Source organism: Butyricimonas hominis, assembly GCF_014287455.1.
Lineage (GTDB): Bacteria > Bacteroidota > Bacteroidia > Bacteroidales > Marinifilaceae > Butyricimonas > Butyricimonas muris.
Genome location: NZ_JACOOH010000002.1, coordinates 451,123 through 468,830, shown reverse-complemented (window position 1 = coordinate 468,830; position 17,708 = coordinate 451,123). Strand labels below are relative to the sequence as shown.

Annotated in this window: 12 protein-coding genes; 8 read left to right on the top strand and 4 right to left on the bottom strand. The window is 46.2% G+C overall.

The genetic code is table 11. The features are described 5' to 3' along the window. Positions 1–13 precede the first annotated feature (13 nt). The 8 genes from H8S64_RS05560 (at position 14) to H8S64_RS05525 (ending at position 8,902) form a co-directional block, all read left to right on the top strand. Positions 14–706 (top strand): Crp/Fnr family transcriptional regulator, encoded by a 693-nt coding sequence (locus H8S64_RS05560; RefSeq protein WP_099294529.1) that lies wholly within the window; start codon positions 14–16, stop codon positions 704–706. 341 nt (positions 707–1,047) lie between these two features. Continuing rightward, positions 1,048–1,248, top strand: coding sequence for a sulfur carrier protein ThiS (gene thiS / locus H8S64_RS05555; RefSeq protein ID WP_186975294.1), 201 nt, complete (start codon positions 1,048–1,050; stop codon positions 1,246–1,248). A gap of 106 nt (positions 1,249–1,354) precedes the next feature. After that, a complete protein-coding gene (thiC, locus tag H8S64_RS05550) occupies positions 1,355–3,103 on the top strand; it encodes a phosphomethylpyrimidine synthase ThiC (RefSeq protein ID WP_186975293.1) in 1,749 nt (582 codons plus the stop codon). Between the two features lie 166 nt (positions 3,104–3,269). After that, positions 3,270–5,234 (top strand): thiamine phosphate synthase, encoded by a 1,965-nt coding sequence (locus H8S64_RS05545; protein WP_186975292.1) that lies wholly within the window; start codon positions 3,270–3,272, stop codon positions 5,232–5,234. 100 nt (positions 5,235–5,334) lie between these two features. Next, entirely contained in the window at positions 5,335–6,102 is a 768-nt protein-coding gene (locus H8S64_RS05540; RefSeq protein ID WP_186975291.1) for a thiazole synthase, read from the top strand. A gap of 177 nt (positions 6,103–6,279) precedes the next feature. Beyond that, the gene (thiH, locus tag H8S64_RS05535; protein ID WP_186975290.1) at positions 6,280–7,389 is read left to right on the top strand and encodes a 2-iminoacetate synthase ThiH; all 1,110 of its coding nucleotides are present in this window, start codon (positions 6,280–6,282) and stop codon (positions 7,387–7,389) included. A gap of 115 nt (positions 7,390–7,504) precedes the next feature. Beyond that, a complete protein-coding gene (locus H8S64_RS05530; RefSeq protein ID WP_099292331.1) occupies positions 7,505–8,113 on the top strand; it encodes a recombinase family protein in 609 nt (202 codons plus the stop codon). 39 nt (positions 8,114–8,152) lie between these two features. After that, complete coding sequence (locus tag H8S64_RS05525) at positions 8,153–8,902, top strand: HesA/MoeB/ThiF family protein (RefSeq protein WP_099292330.1); 750 nt, start codon at positions 8,153–8,155, stop codon at positions 8,900–8,902. Between the two features lie 361 nt (positions 8,903–9,263). Here H8S64_RS05525 and H8S64_RS05520 read toward each other — a convergent pair whose 3' ends face one another. The 4 genes from H8S64_RS05520 to H8S64_RS05505 all read right to left on the bottom strand — a co-directional run bounded on the left by H8S64_RS05520 (position 9,264) and on the right by H8S64_RS05505 (position 17,700). Beyond that, a complete protein-coding gene (locus H8S64_RS05520; protein WP_186975289.1) occupies positions 9,264–11,549 on the bottom strand; it encodes a Gldg family protein in 2,286 nt (761 codons plus the stop codon). Positions 11,550–11,566: 17 nt separating this feature from the next. Next, complete coding sequence (locus H8S64_RS05515) at positions 11,567–13,858, bottom strand: Gldg family protein (RefSeq protein ID WP_186975288.1); 2,292 nt, start codon at positions 13,856–13,858, stop codon at positions 11,567–11,569. Positions 13,859–13,870: 12 nt separating this feature from the next. Continuing rightward, positions 13,871–14,803, bottom strand: coding sequence for an ABC transporter ATP-binding protein (locus H8S64_RS05510; RefSeq protein ID WP_099292327.1), 933 nt, complete (start codon positions 14,801–14,803; stop codon positions 13,871–13,873). A 227-nt stretch (positions 14,804–15,030) separates the two neighbouring features. Further along, complete coding sequence (locus H8S64_RS05505) at positions 15,031–17,700, bottom strand: zinc-dependent metalloprotease (protein WP_186975287.1); 2,670 nt, start codon at positions 17,698–17,700, stop codon at positions 15,031–15,033. Between the last annotated feature and the right edge of the window lie 8 nt (positions 17,701–17,708).

Below are 17,708 nucleotides of genomic sequence, written 5' to 3'. Positions count from 1 at the left end.
TAATTCAATGGCAATGAATTTAATCACTTTCACAAAGGAACACGAAGAATTATTATTCCAAATCCCTCTCTTCCGGGATTTGCCTTCTCACATAAAAGATTCATTACTGGAACAATTGGATTATTCCGTTTACAATATCAGCAAAAACGAACAGATTGCCAAACAGAACACGATCTGCAAGAACCTTATGGTACTGCTGAAAGGGCGTTTGCGGGTAGACATATTCGACGCTTTGGGTAATGAAGTAATGATCGAGAATATCATTGCTCCCCGTGCGTTTGCCACACCACATTTATTCAGTGCCGACAGCCTGTTGCCCGCCACCTTCACGGTCGTGGAAGAAGGTATTTATTTCACGGTTACCAAAGCCTCGCTGTTTGAATTAATCAGCAAAGAACCGAGCATCTTGAAGAAATTTCTCCAGATAACGGGTAATTGCAACCGTTGTACCGTTTCCCGTCTTCGGGCTCTCTCCCAGAAAAGCGTGCGGGGACGTTTTATCACCTATCTCTTTGAACACGCCAAAGATGATAATAATAAAGTCCTGATCGAACATAATATCATGCAACTCGCCGAATACCTGTGCGTCACTCGTCCCGCCCTCTCTAAAGAAATCAACAAAATGATCAAGGAGGGAATGATTGCCATGGAGGGTAAACAGGTACAATTGATTGATTTCAACGGTCTTCAACTAGCCATCCTGTAAAGAAACGTTTATTTTCTTTCCAAAATATTCCGCATATTAAAATATTATTGTAGCTTTGTCGTGAAATATTCTGAAGGGGTGCCTAAGAAGCAAGGGAAATTTCCCGACACTTCTGTCTGACTAAGACCATTAGCAGATGAAAACAACGGGCTGAGATTATACCCATGAACCTGATCCGGGTAATGCCGGCGTAGGGAAAGAGTTATAATACAAGTTGAATGCCGTTTTATAGAATCCCTTGAAGAAATTGAAAATTGAAAATGAAAAATTGAAAATGACAACCCATTTCGGGAATTAAAGTTTAATTCAATTCTTTCATTCTAAATTTAAAAATTAAAACGATGCAGGTATTTATAAACGACAAAGTATTTGAATGCCCCGCCGGGGCAACACTTCCTGAAGTATTGGAAGCCAACGACATCAAAACGGATAACATCGCCGTTGCCGTGGATTTCTCCGTTATTCCCCGCCCGGATTGGAATAAAACCGTTTTACAGGACGGAAACAAAATCATTATCATTAAGGCGGTACAGGGAGGATGATTTGATTTTAGATTTATGATTTACGATTTTAGATTCCAAATATCATTAAATCGTAAATTATAAATCTGAAATCATAGATCTAAAATCATAAATCAAAAATATAAACATGGAACAATTTAAAATCTCAAGCGGCCCGCTACCGGGTTCAGAGAAAATTTACGTGAAAGGCGAGATGTTCGATATCAAAGTACCGATGCGTCGTATCGCCCTCTCCCCGACGATTGATATCGACGGGAAAAAAGTTGAAAACGAACCCGTTGTTGTTTACGACACATCGGGTCCCTATACCGATCCGGACCATAAAGTGGATCTGCACAAGGGATTGCCCAAAATCAGGGAACAATGGATTGCCGACCGGAATGATACCATAAAATTAGACGGTTTAAGTTCCGAGTACGGACGGATGCGCCAGAATGACAAATCGCTGGACGCTCTTCGTTTCGAGCACGTGAACACGACTCCCAGAGTGGCAAAACCGGGGCATCGCGTATCACAAATGTATTACGCTAGACAGGGTATCATCACCCCGGAAATGGAGTTTATTGCTATCCGCGAGAATCAACTGGTCGATAAAATTAGGGAAAACTATAAAAAGGAAAAGGGGGAACCTTTAGGTGCTAACTTCCCGGAATATATCACGCCCGAATTCGTGCGCCAAGAAGTGGCTGCCGGACGTGCCATTATCCCGGCAAACATCAATCACCCGGAGAGCGAACCTATGATCATCGGACGTAATTTCCTCGTGAAGATCAATGCCAATATCGGTAATTCCCCGATTACCTCTTCCATATCGGAAGAAGTGGAAAAAGCCGCGTGGGCTTTCCGCTGGGGTGCCGATACGATCATGGATCTTTCTACCGGAAAGAATATTCACGAAACGCGGGAATGGATCATCCGCAATTCCCCTGTGCCCGTGGGAACAGTACCTTTGTACCAAGCATTGGAAAAAGTACGGGGCAAAGTAGAAGACCTGACATGGGAAATCTACCGCGACACGCTAATCGAGCAGGCAGAACAGGGCGTTGACTATTTTACCATTCATGCCGGATTGCGCTGGCATCATGTACCCTTGACGCTGAAACGCCTCACGGGTATCGTGTCCCGCGGAGGGGCTATCATGGCACACTGGTGTACCACGCACAAGCAGGAGAGTTTCTTGTACGATCACTTTGAAGATATTTGCGAAATACTGGCAAAATACGATGTCGGGGTATCTATCGGTGACGGGTTACGCCCGGGATGTATCGCTGATTCGAACGACGAGGCACAGATATCCGAATTGAAAACCTTGGGCGAACTCGCTCAGATTGCATGGAAACACGACGTGCAGGTTATTATCGAGGGTCCCGGTCACGTGCCGATGCAGAAAATCAGGGAAAACATGGATCTCGAACTTGAATATTGTAATGAAGCGCCGTTCTACACGCTCGGACCGCTTGTTACGGATATCGCTCCCGGCTACGACCATATCACCTCTGCCATTGGCGGAGCCATGATCGGCTGGTACGGTACCTCTATGTTATGCTATGTCACGCAGAAAGAACATTTAGGACTCCCCAACCGGGACGACGTGAAAGAAGGAGTGATCACCTTTAAACTCGCCGCCCATGCCGCCGATCTGGCAAAGGGACATCCGGCTGCCTATTATCGTGATTACGCCATGAGTAAAGCCCGCTTCGAATTCCGCTGGAAAGACCAGTTCCACCTTGCACTGGATTCTGAAAAAGCTCTCCGTTTCCACGACGAAACCTTACCCGCCGAAGGACACAAGGAAGCACATTTCTGTTCCATGTGCGGTGAACACTTCTGCTCCATGCGTGCAAGCGAGAAATTGAGAAAGAAAATGAAAGAATAAATGAGTTTATAAAGTTTATAAGGTTTGTAAAGTTCATAAAGTTATCCCCTTCACGGGGAATACTCTAAGACTTATTAAACAGTCGGAAAACTTTGTCCGAAGGACATCCAAAACCTTATAAACTTTATGAACCTTATAAACTTTATGAACTTTATGAACTAACTACATGATAGTCGTCATTACCCCCCCTTACCGGATTCCGGATGAAGAAGTTATCGTGAATAGCCTCTTCAAGAACGGTTTGCACCTGTTGCATTTACGAAAGCCGGATGCAGAACGGGTTGTTTACGAGCGATTTATCCAGAAGATAGAACCTTGTTTCCGGGAACGCATCATTGTACACGATCATTTTGATCTGGTAGAAGCATACGGACTGAGAGGGATTCATCTCAAGTCAAAGCAAGCGGAGCATTTCGGGGACAGGAAATGGTACGCGCATGTCAGCGTATCGTGCCACTCCTTTAAAGAGATCGCGACATTGCCATTCACTCCCGATTACGTGTTTTTAAGCCCCGTGTTTGACAGTATTTCCAAACAGGGGTACAAATCCATGTTTACACCTGACATGCTGAAGGAAGGATTAAAAAAGACCTCTACCCCCGTGATTGCCTTGGGAGGAATTAGCGCGGATAATGTAACCGCTTGCCGGAAATTAGGATTCCGGGGAGTCGCTCTGTTGGGATACCTTTGGGATACCCCTTCGGAAGCTCTCTCCCGCTTTCTGAAAATCTTTCCCGACGAAACGTTAAGCATCGCCGGATTCGACCAGAGTTCCGGCGCAGGAGTAACTGCCGACATCAAGACCTTTGAATGTTGCCGGGTATATGGATTAGGAGTTGCAAGTGCGATCACGTTCCAAAATCAGAACGAGTACCTTGGGACAAAATGGATGTCCCCAGGGGAGATTATCCGCCAGTGTGAAGTATTGTGCCGAGAATTTACCCCGGCATACGTCAAAATCGGGTTGATCGAAAACTTTGATTCTTTGGCACAAGTAGTGGATTACCTCACGACCACTTTGCCAAAAGTGAAAATCATCTGGGACCCGATTCTAAAAGCAAGTGCCGGATTCCAATTTCATAACGGGGAAAACATGGAAACGATACAAAATATCCTCGGCAAGATATATTTACTTACCCCGAATAGAAACGAACTGGAGATTCTTTTCGGCAATAACTTGGAAGCAGAAGGATTGCAAAGAATTGCCAAACAATTGCATACCAATATTCTCTGGAAAGGCGGACACAACACGGAAGCGTTGGCGTCCGATCGTCTGATCACGGGAGAAGAGATATATACTTTCTCCGTCGCACGGGGAAAGCACGGCAAACACGGCACGGGTTGTGTCCTTTCCTCCGCCGTTACCTCCTACTTGACTCTCGGGTATTCTTTACCTGAAGCCTGTCGTCTGGGACAACGCTATGTATCCGATTTTATTCGGGGAAATGACACGAATTTGGGTATACACAGCCGGATACACGCAACTGCTACAGCGAACCTGCACGAAATTCCGTTGCAGTACATCACGGATCACAAGGAGGGAACGCCTATTCCCGAACAAGTGGAAGCCGTGTGCAAAGGCGGTTGCCGTTGGATACAATTGCGGATGAAAGAAGTGTCGAGAGAGGAATTTATCCGAACCGGGAACGCCGTGAAAGAAATTTGCCGACGTTACAATGCTTTATTCCTGATCAATGATCACGTGGATATCGCCATCGAACTGGATGCGGACGGGGTACACCTCGGTAAGGAAGATATGAACCCACTGGAAGCCCGTAAAATACTAGGTTATTCAAAGATTATCGGGGGAACATGCAACACGTTTGACGACGTGGCGGAGCGCTATCGTCAACAAGTAGACTATATCGGTCTGGGACCGTTCCGGTTTACTTCCACGAAAAAGCGTCTAAGCCCGATACTAGGATTGGAAGGTTATCAACAAATCACGGATAAATGCCGGGAAGCAGGTATTCATCTCCCGATACACGCTATCGGCGGCATCCGGGAAACAGATATCCGCCCGATTTTAGACACGGGAGTAACAGGTATCGCCCTCTCCTCTTTACTGAAAGACAACGACGATATCACGGAAAAGACAAAAGAAGTTTTGTTACAATTGAAAACGAATTAATTGACGATTTATGAATTACGATTTACGATAAAAAAAATGGCGACAAGTGCAGTTGAAATCATAAATCTTAAATCATAAAATCAAGAAATCTAAAATTAATATGGAACCATTAAAGATTGCAGACAAGGTATTCACTTCACGCCTGTTCACCGGAACCGGTAAATTCGCGTCAAATCAGATCATGGAAGATGCCATACTGGCGTCCGAATCGCAACTCGTGACAGTCGCACTGAAACGAGTAGACATGGAAAGCAAAGAAGACGATATACTCGCCCACCTTAAAGCACCCCATATCACGTTGTTGCCCAACACATCCGGTGTGCGCACCGCCAAAGAGGCCGTGTTCGCCGCACAGCTGGCAAGAGAAGCTCTCGGTACCAATTGGTTGAAACTGGAAATACATCCCGATCCGAAATACCTTCTCCCCGACCCGATTGAAACCCTGAAAGCCACGGAAGAATTGGCTAAATTAGGATTCATCGTTCTACCCTACATTCAAGCCGATCCCGTGTTATGCAAGCATTTGGAGAACGCCGGAGCCGCAACGGTAATGCCCTTGGGCGCTCCTATCGGGACAAACAAAGGTTTGGTTACCCGTGATCTGCTTGAAATCATTATCGAGCAAAGCCAGATACCCGTTATCGTGGATGCGGGAATCGGGGCACCTTCACATGCTGCCGCTGCCATGGAAATGGGAGCCTCTGCCGTGTTGGTGAACACCGCTATTGCCGTATCCCCCAACCCGGTAGAAATGGGACGAGCTTTCAAACTGGCTGTTGAAGCCGGACGCATGGCATTCGAGGCAAAATTAGCCAAGCAATACCGCCACGCGCAAGCCAGTTCTCCACTAACGGCATTCTTGGACTAAGCGAAATCGCTTAGTCCTGTCAAAAGTCCATAAAGTCCGTAAGGTTCATAAGGTCCATGAACTCCTACAGACACCCGTGACTTTATGGACTTTATGGACTTTATGGACTTTACAGACCTTATAGACTTTATAGACTTTATAGACTTTATAGACTTTATAGACTTTATAGACTTAATTATGAATACATTTTACGATACAATTAAAACTTACGACTGGGATGGTGTAAAACAAAGCATCATGGATAAGTCGAAAAACGATGCGATCGCCGCCATAAACAACCCGCGTCGCACGTTAGACGATTTTATGGCACTCATTGCACCCTCCGCCACTCCTTTATTGGAAGATATGGCAATCGAAGCGCAACGCCTTACTCTGGAAAGATTCGGGAATACCATCCAATTATACATTCCCCTTTACGTTTCCAATTATTGCACGAACTTTTGCGTGTATTGCGGATTTAACCATGATAACGAAATTCATCGCAAAATGCTTACCTTGGACGAGGTTAAGGCTGAAATAGACGTTATCGCCGATTGGGGTTTCAAGCATTTATTACTCGTATCGGGAGAAGCACCCGCCGTTACGACCGTGGATTATTACGAGGAAGTAATCCGTACCGTACGCGACAAATTCTCACAAATAGCCATAGAAGTACAACCTCTCGACACGGCAGACTACGCCCGCCTGCATGAAGCCGGACTTAGCTTTGTCTGCGTGTATCAAGAAACGTATAACGAGAAACAATACCCGCTTTACCACCCGAAAGGAAGAAAAGCAAACTATCGTTACCGTTTGGAAACTCCCGATCGAGCTTGCTCGGCAGGTGTACAAAAAATGGGAATCGGGGCGTTACTCGGGTTGGAAGACTGGCGCACGGATGCCTTCTTCACCGCCTTGCATCTAAAATACTTGGAAAAGAACTACTGGAAATCCAAGTTCTCGATCTCCCTGCCCCGTTTGCGCCCGCACGCGGGAGCTTTTATGCCGAAAGACCCGATCAACGATCGCCAAATGGTGCAACTGATCTGCGCGTACCGCTTGCTAGATCAACAGGCAGAAATCTCCATCTCCACGCGGGAAAGCCGGAAATTCAGAGATCACGTGATGCACTTGGGGGCAACCTCGATGAGCGCGGGATCAAGCACGGAACCCGGCGGGTATGTCGTTCCCCACAAGGAACTGGAGCAATTTGCCATTAACGATGACCGTAGCCCGCAAGAAATGGTGGAAGCCATTAAGGCACAAGGCTATGAACCGGTGTGGAAAGATTGGGATGCATGGATGTAGTCGAGAGCGGGACACTCTCTTGAATTTCATAACTAATTTTAACATTTATAGTATCACGTTTATTCTCCTCCTTTTGTTACGTTTGTCTTTTTAAACGTCAAAAACTAAATCAATTATGGTAGTTGCGTATTTACGAGTCAGTACTAACAAACAACACCTGGAAAATCAGGAGGAGGAGATTAAGAAATTTGCATCCAGCCGAGGTCTTGATATTGATAAATGGTACCACGACGTAGTCAGTGGTAAAGTTAGCAGTAGTGACCGGAAACTCGGTGATCTTCTTGAATCTTTGCAAGAGGGTGATTGCCTTATCGTCACGGAAGTATCGCGCTTGAGCAGGACATTGATCGATATCATGAATATCATCAATACCTGCATCCAGCGCAAAATTGTTCTTCACAGCACGAAAGAGGGATACACTTTCGAGAATAACTTGAATAGCAAAATCTTGGGGTTTGCCTTTGGGCTTGTGGCTGAAATCGAGCGTAATCTGATCTCCATCCGCACGAGAGAAGCTTTGGCAGTCAGGAAAGCGGAAGGCGTTAAACTGGGACGCCCGTACGGGAGTTGCCCGCAGTTAAACGTGTTAATCCAGAACAAGGATAAAATCATTGAACTCATGGATAACAGCGTCCCTTACAAGAAAATAGCCAAAAAATACAAGGTCTCCATCTGTACCGTCAATCGTTTCGTGAAGCAACACATTAACGAGAGAAATAATTAAAAGACAAATAGAACAAATTTAGAATTAAAGCGATAGAATATGTCATTAACCTCTAGAGAAACGGAACGTTATAACCGACATATAATTCTTCAAGACATTGGAATTCAAGGACAAGAAAAAATTAAAGATTCCCGTGTACTGGTAGTCGGTGCCGGGGGACTCGGTTCTCCCGTGTTATACTACCTTGCCGCCGCCGGCATCGGGCACATCGGAATCATGGACGACGATACGGTATCGGAATCCAACCTGCAACGACAGATATTATACGACACGACACACGTGGGGACAGCCAAGGCAACCGTTGCAGCCGCTAAATTAATTCAATTAAATCCTTTTTGCAGGATTACACCATATATCACCCGATTAACTCCCGATAACGCGCTCGAAATCATCACCGGTTACGATGTCGTGGTCGATGCCACCGATAATCTTTACGCCCGCTACGTCATAAACGACGCCTGCGTGCAACTGCATAAACCGTTCGTTTACGGTAGCATTCGCGAGTTCGAGGGACAACTCTCTGTTTTTAATTATCACGACGGTCCGACTTACCGGGATCTGTTCGAGTACCATGATGCCGTGAAGGACTTCTCGCAACCCCTAGGGGTGATCGGCGCCCTTCCCGGCATCATCGGTTCTCTCCAAGCCAACGAAGTAATAAAAGTCATTCTGGAAAAACCCGGTGTCCTTTCCGGCAAACTACTCGCCATCGATATCATGAACAACACGTATCTCACGTTCACCATTCAAAAGAAAAATGAACCCGACCCGGGGATGTATGATTTATAAATGCTTTTATAATTATATCACATAATATCACAATTATTACAACATATAGCGTTAAAAATAGCTACACCATCAGGCATCAAAGGAGTGGAAAAGGGGCGGAACACGGGTAAGCGACCTTGTAGTTGTTAATAAATATTAATTAATAAACACAACTAAACCACTGTACATCAACATATTAACAGAGGAACACAAGGGGTGTTCCAGTATCGTGTACTGGTGGTGTTCCGGTGGTGTACCGGTGGTAAACGGTATATACCGGTACACCACCGGTTCACGACACGTTAAACACTCGTTAACAATACAAGGGTTCCCCTGACGAGCCCGTGGAATAGTCTAATCGTTCTATTATTGGAAGATGAAATCACCTCCCTCTCCTCCTGATCCACACGAAAATAGCCAATAGCAATAACCCGGCAGGTACAATCCACTTGAACGCGATCTCCGTCACTTTCACCCCGGTTTTACCGAGGAACAGTTTATTATCTATCGCTTTCGGGCGACGCACGTCTACTGGGGCTTCACCGTCGGACAGCCACTGGAAGGAACCGAGAATGATATAGAAATTGCCGTTCTCCATTCCCTCGCGGGGCTTGAATAATTCCGCGTTGCCGATACAATCGGCGTCACCGAGAATCACGATCTTCTGTTCGCGCTCTCCCAGCGGACGGGATAATCCCAAAAGCGTCGTGTATTGTTGTTCCTTCTCCCCTGCCGCCGGATTATAACGCACCGTATCATCAATGAAATTCACGGTTTCCAGTTCATTCCACACTCCCGTGGAATCCGTCAATAACATCGGCGTAACTTTAAACCCCTTATCTACCGTGTATCTCAACCCGGTAGCACCCGGCATCATGGCACACATGCGCCACTCGATCATCGTCCCGAAGAAATACGATAATTCCCGTGCCTCCTCTGTCGGCCATGCCAGCACTAGATCGGGCTGATAATCCTCTGTCGGTTTCACGAGTACTCCATCCGTGAACTCCACACCAAACTGCCGCACCAGAGGATTCATCCGTGCTTGTCCGCCCGCCTCTCCCGCGATAAACAAATTGCCTCCCCGGTCGATATATTGTTGTAGACGTTCCATTTCCGGCTCGCTCAAAGGTTGTTGCATGTCGGCTATCACCAGAATATTGATCCGCTCGGGAATATTCCCGTCCAATGTTACTTCTTGAACATCAAAACCTTGATTCAGCAAGGCATAGCGGAAACGCTTGTTTTGAGCAAAGCTGGCATAATCCCGATCCCGGTAGCGGCTGATACTTCTCTCGCCGTGTCCGGTGAGAAAACCCACGGTAGGCAACTCCATCACCATACGTTTGAACGCGGCGGAAATCTCCGCCTCCGACGGATCTCTCATCATATCGTCGAACTGCCGCAGGAACATCTTCTCCCCGCTTTCCCGTTCCACCTGCCGCACGAACCGGTTGTCCTCCGGCGACAGGTCAATCACCTGCTTGATCTGCTCCGGGGTCAAGTATCTCGACAACTTGATCTTGAACGACGCGGCAATCTGTTTTGCCCTTCTCTCCATCGGCAATTCAGACAAAAAACCTCTCTGTTTCGTGTTCTGAACCGAATCGTAATAATACACGTATTTCATCTTGATCTCCGGCTTGAACCGCAGGTATTCACGAAATTGGTACGCGTCATTATTCTGGTAACGAGGGAGTGCCTTCATGAAGTCCTCATCCAGCAAATTACTGTACGTGGTGATCGTGAGTCCGCCCTTCAGCTTCTTCACAATTTCCTGACTGTTAGGCGTCAACGTTAAACTATTCTCCCGTGTCGTGTCGATATACCCCATCAAGGCGGGACGGGAACTCACGTAAGCCACCATCGCCATGATAAGGAAAACACCCGCGTATTTCGCGAAATTCCGCACCCATGAACTCTTCTGCACGCGGGAAGACAGGCGCACGATAGAGAACCACACGCACATGGCGGGGAACATGATGAAATAAGCGATCTCCTCGCTGCAAATCATCCCGCCTATAAACGTTCCGGCATGCCGCGGAAGTGACAACCAAAAAGTGACGTCGCGAACGAAATCAATATCCTGCCAGATACGGTCTATGAAGTTCAAGAAAGTCAAGAATACTAAAGTCGCCACTGCCGCGATAATCTGGTAAGAAGTCAGCGTCGAGAAAAACAACCCGACGGCTGCATAAGTACATATCAAAAGGAAAAGACCGAGTATCCCGGTAAGAATCTGCAATACATCAAAGTTCTCTACCGCGAACAGACTGAATATCACGTACACGATAAAAATAGATACCAACACGAGCGCGAAAATCACCATGGACAAGTATTTACCCAAGATAATCTGCGCGTTCGTCATCGGCGACGAGTACAAAAGTTTCATCGTTCCCCCGGCAAGATCTTTGCTTACCAATCCCATCGTCAGTAAAGGGATGTACAAGAAAAGATAGTTCTGCACCTCGTAGAAAAGGCGACCGAAAATACTGGAACTGATAAACATGGGATCGTACCCCATCGCTTGCTGTTTCTCGATCATCGTGACGGAACCCGTGAAAATCAAACCACATTGAAAAGTAAATATGATCAACACTAACCAAGCTATAGGCGAGTAAAACAACATCTGTAACTCGGTTTTCGCTATTTTATATATCATTCTCATAATCTAAATTTTAAGTATCAACGTCCCCGGCGCCGAAGCCATATCAAGATTCCGGCAAACGCGAGTATAACGGGAATAACTACCATGAACACGATCTTCCATACCTCCATGGCAGACTCGCTAATATTCAATTTCCTGTCTATCGGCTCCGCGCGGGAAGTATTCACGGGCAATTCCTCGTGTGACAACCAGTAGAAACCGGAACGAGCCAACTCGTAATTAAAATTGCGAACTTCCCGCCTGCCCGTGGCAAATTCCCCGTTACTCAAGCAATCCGTGTTGCCGGAGATAACTACACGTTGTTGCTTGCCGTTCACGTCGCGGCTCAAAGCTATTACCGTGGCGAAAACTCCGGCACGGTCACTCGCTTCCGGTTCATAAACAATCGAATCACGCGTGAAGTCCGCGCCCCGTGTCCTATTCCAGCATCCCGTCGTGTCGGTGGTAAACAACGGCGTGATCGTCACCCCCTCGACGGGAGTGTATTCCAAACCGACGCAGCCCGGCATAGCAACGCAGCCCTCGTATATCCGAATTATATCCAACCCCGGCCATAATTTTATTCCTTCTTTCGTCGGTAAAGCCTGTATCAGGTCAGCTTGAAGATCTTTTGTCGGTTGCACCAGCTGCCCCGGCATAAAGCGGACACCGAACCGCTCGACAAGCGGGTTCATCAGTTCCTGTCTTCCCGGTCCGCCGAGTATAAAGAGATTGCCGCCCCGGTCAACGAAGGCGTCCAGATGCACTTTCTCTCGCTCGCTCAAAGGCGACCTTAACTCGGAAATCACCAGTATATTGATACTGTCCGGGATAGCCTGATCCGCTCGCACTTCCTCTATATCGAACCCCTGATTCACCATAGAGCTTCGAATATTCCTGTCACTGGAAATACGCTTATATTCCCGGTCGGCTTCCCGGTTGATATCGCGTTCACCATGCCCGGTAAGGAAGCCTATCGTCGGTACGTCCATCACCAGACGTTTGAATGCGGCGGAAATCTCGCCTTCCATCGGGGACTCTTTCCATCCCCCGTGATAATAGAAACGTAAATAAGACTTTTGCCCGTTCTCCCGTTCGATTACGCGTATTGTCTTGTTGCCCTCCGCGCTCAAATCCTCTATTTTCTTCATCTCCTCCGGCGACAGGAAAATAGAGAAAGGAATCCCGTAATTATCACATATCCGTTCTGCCCGTTCTCTGTCGTTCAAATCGGGATATTGCTCGTCCAGTTCCTCGTTACCCGCGTTGTCATAGAAATAAACGTAACGCAACTTCATATCCGGTTTAAAACGCACGTAATCACGGAAATTGCCCATGTCATGATTAATATGATCGGGCAGCGTGCTCCAAAACTCCTTGTCAAGCACATTCGTGTAAGTCGTGATCTTCACCTTTCCGTCAAGCAACTTCACGATATTCTGGCTTCCCTCGCTCAGCGTATTTCCCTTCGTTCTCGTGGCATCGTAATACGACATCAGCATCGGGCGGGAACTCAGATACCCCAATCCCATCGCCAACACGAATACACCAAGGTAGGCACCCCAGCGGACTGTCCATCCCCGCTTCTGCACCCGGTTAATCAACCGGAGCGTTGTCCATGTCAAGAATATAGCGATCACGATCAGGAAATAAAGCACGTCTTCGCTGCATATTAACCCGTGAATAAACTCGAACACCCTGCCCCGGATTGAAAGCCAATAAGTGATATCCCGCACGAACTCGTAGTTCTGCCCCACGTCGCCCACGTAATTGAACAGGATGAGAATCATCAAAGTACCGAACACCGCCACCACTTGATAAGAAGTCAGACTGGAAACAAACAACCCGATAGCGGCATAAGCGCACAACAAAAGGTAAAGTCCCAGAATACCCGTCAACACGTAAGGAATATCTATATTCTCGATCGTGAACAAACCGAATATCACGTAAAACAATATCACGCCCATCATCGCCAGCCCGAATACCATCAAAGCCATGTATTTACCGGCTACCACCTGAATATTGCGTAAAGGCGCCGACTGCAACAACTTTATTGTCCCCCCGTTCAAGTCGCGACTGATCATATTCATCGTCAACAAGGGAATATACAAATAAAGAGAGCCTTGTATCGACTCCATTAATCCCGCGAACACGCTGCCCGTCACTCTCCACATCTCGTATCCCATCGCTTGGCGTACCACGATTCCCTCCAACGAATCAGAAATAGTCATTCCGACCTGATAAGAGAACACGACCAGCAACAACCACGCCACGGGCGAGAAGAACAAAGATTGCAATTCCATCTTTGCTATTTTAAATGCCATCTTCATAAATTCTCGATTTTAATGTTTCTTACTCTTGGCGGACAACTCGGCGAACACGTTATCCATAGAACTCTTCTCGGCACGAATCTCCAGCAATTGCCAGTTGCGAGCCACGCTTGTTTCCACGATCTTGGTGATCGCCTCGCGGGAGTCCGAGAAATTTACCCGGTAATTCATGCCACCCGTGTTCTCGGCATCCACCACCCCGGGCAATACCTTTAGTTCCTCCGCCGAAGGCATTGACGCCAAAGTCACGAATATCGTGCTGGGAACAATATAATTGTCAAACTCCTCCACCGTGCCGGAAAAAACTACCTGTCCTTCCTCGATCATCCGTATATAATCACACGTCGCCTGTACCTCCGACAGAATATGCGTCGATAGAATCACCGTTCTATCCTCACCGATCTCTTTTATCAAGTGGCGTATCTCTATGATCTGATTCGGGTCCAAACCGTTCGTCGGCTCGTCCAGCACCACGAATGCCGGATTGTGAATAATCGCCTGCGCGATACCCACCCGCTGCTGGTAACCGCCCGACAAGTTACGAATCAACCGCTTCCGGAAATGGCCTACCCCACAACGTTCCATAACACTTTTCACCGCTCCCGCGACTTCGTCTTCCGGAATACGACGGATATTCGCCGTGAACGCCAGAAACTCCTCCACCGTCAAATCACCATACAACGGGGGCTTCTGCGGCAGGAAACCGATATGCTTTTTTGCTTCTACCGGATTATCACGCATGCTCACGCCCTTGATGTAAACGTCCCCCTCTGTCTGCTTCAACACCCCGCACATGATATTCATCGTGGTTGATTTCCCCGCCCCGTTAGAACCGAGCAAACCATAAATTCCATTTTCCGTTATCTCGAAATTAATATCCCGGATAGCCCATTGAACACTGTATCGATGAGACAGATGTTCTACTTTTACGATTGATTTTTCCATACAATATTGTTTTGAGTAAAAAATTATCACACTTTTTCCACACGTATAGAATACCCGAAAACAAAAATGGTATTATCAATATCAGTATTAAATCAAAACCGGGAGCAATTTATTTATCTCAAATCTGAATTCATTTTCACAATACAACACCCCTCGTTACCATATAGTCGATAGACAAAGGTCGTGCCAGACAGACACGACCTTTCAAACACAAAAACATTTTATATCTATTTGAAAAACTTATTCAATTTAATCAATAATCCCTCGTAATACGCCTTATCATCACGGTGAGCCGTGGCAACTTTTCCTTTTACCAAATCACGCACTTTTCGTAGCATCACGATATTATAGTACCCGAGTTCACTGATAGCGTCCACGAAAACCGTATTTTGAAACGGTGATACATAACGTCCAAAATTATTATCAAACAAGGCACGTGCCACGGAACCTTTCCCGTAACGTGCTTCAATTTGCTGCAACTGTTCATACCATATTTTTGATACTCCGGATTCATCCAAACCATAAGCTCGTATCTCATCCAAAGAAGGTAATGGCGACATTTCCGACGGGACGAAACGCGAATCGTTCGTCAAAGCAGCCATACTCCCTCCACCACCAGCACTAAATCCGGAAAGCAGAAATGCATTCTGTAAAGCTTTTTCGGTTGTTGTTAATTTCCGCCCTTGTATTGTAGGGGCAAATATCTTCAAGTATAAATCATCGTAATATTCCCGAACCGAGTAAGGCACTTTTTCTTTTGAAACGTGCGAAGAGAGGGTTACATTCGTTGCCAATGTCGACAAAAAGGAATATGAAACCCGATTAATTATATTAGCTGATGCACTTATATCCAAATCAAATTTATCGGATAATTGCGGGGCATTAATCCATTCACTGTGAAGTAACTCGTTTATTACCCAAGCTAATGATTCTTTTTGTTTTTTGCGATCCAATGCCCTTACCGGCTCCCCGTCCGTCCCGTCTTTCACTTGTGTCAGGTATATACCTCCTACCTGATACAATACGTTCATCAAATAACGGAAATATTGTTGCTGAATCTGCAAATAAATCCCGGAACGATATCTCAAATCCTCGTCGTCCTTGATCCATTCATTCATATTTTCAAGAATATACTTTAAATTCTTGATACCGTACGTTCCTGCCTTTACGGGATCGTCACCCAAATCCTCCTCAAAAGCACTGGGGTCGTAACGATTACTTATCTGTTGCCGTCCATAACGATAGTAAGGATCTCCCGCTTTCTCGTCAATCCATTTTTCAGCGATAGCGGCTTCTTCCCACATATCCTTGGCTTGAGGAATCGGACTATACAACCACTTGATAACATACTCGTCATACACGCCCAGCCCCGGGGGTGTCAATTTCACCCCTTTGTCACCGGGTTGCGCCACGTAATTAAAACGAGCGTAGTCCATAATGGAAGCCGTCGTCCCGTATTCACGAGTGAAACTTGCCGAACGTAAAGAATCCACCGGTATAGCTGCCGACCCTGCCATATTGTGCATCAATCCTAACGTGTGCCCGATCTCGTGGGCGATCACGTAAGCTATCGATTCGTCCATAACATCCTTCGGCATCTTTTTCGCCCGAACTCTGGAATCTACCTGTGCGGTCTGCACGAAACGCCAATTATTAATCAACTGTATAATATTATTATAGACGATAACCGAAGCGTTAACAATCTCTCCGGTTGTCGGATCCACCCAAGAAGGCCCCATAGCATTAGCGTCCGGAGTAGGCAAATAACGCAAGCAAGAATATTTCAGGTTATCCGGATCAAAACTCGGGTCATTCACGGGGAAATCACGAACTTGAATCGCATTCTTGAAACCGATCTTCTCGAAAGCTTGATTCCAGATCAAAACACCCGCTTTGATCGGTTCTCTCCACTCATCGGGAAAAGCGTCATCCACGTACCACACAATCGGCTTCACGGGTTCCACCAACTCACCACGCTCCCACGCCTTGATGTCTTTCGGTTCTAAACGCCAACGATTAGCTAGATTATATAAACGTAATCCATCCTCTGTCTGCGAAATTTCTCGAAAGGGAAGAGTCCCGTTTTCGTGACTACCGTTATAAGTCGGAAATATTCCTACACGAGAATCTTGAACACGAGGATTCATTTTCTTTTCCGGTAATAAAAGCATTGAGATAACCGAACGGGTTGAAACTTTTCCCAAAGACGCTTTAAAAATAGCGAACTCCATACCGATCTGCACCTCTTGGTTTATTTCCACGGAAACATTATCCTCGAAAGCTTTTACTTTCCCGAAGAACGAGGATTCTTTCATAAGGGTATTTTTAAACATACCGGTATATCCTTCAGGAGAAAGTTCCGGGTTATTATTTAAAAGTTCCGTCACGTCAATTACCACCGCCGTGCTATCGATATTATAAGCCGCAACAGGGAAACGCTTGTATAAACGCGGGATGAAATTTCTTTCCACAGCTTTACGAGCCCAAGCCTCATCCGTGCCTCGTGAATAAGCAACATTCTTCTTATTAAAGAAAACAGTAGAGTCCTGTATCACGACTTCCAGCAACATCGGGTTCTGATACTTGAATCCCAAATTCACGAACATCGGTTCGGAAGTTGCCGATACTGTACCTCCCAACAATACATCCCGTCCCATGTATTTTAACGGATATTCGAAATAAATCTTACCTCCAATCTTATGTACGGTTACAAAATCGCCTTTAGCAGTCACCACATTAGGCTTTTTTAACAACTCATCATACTTACTTTTCTTTTTAACTACCTCTTCACTTTTTTGTTCTGTTTTGTCTTTTTTCCTCTTTCTATCTGCCCCAAATGTAAGCATACAAGGAGCCATTATTGCTAGTATTAGCAATAGCACATAAAATTTTCTCATTTCCTAAA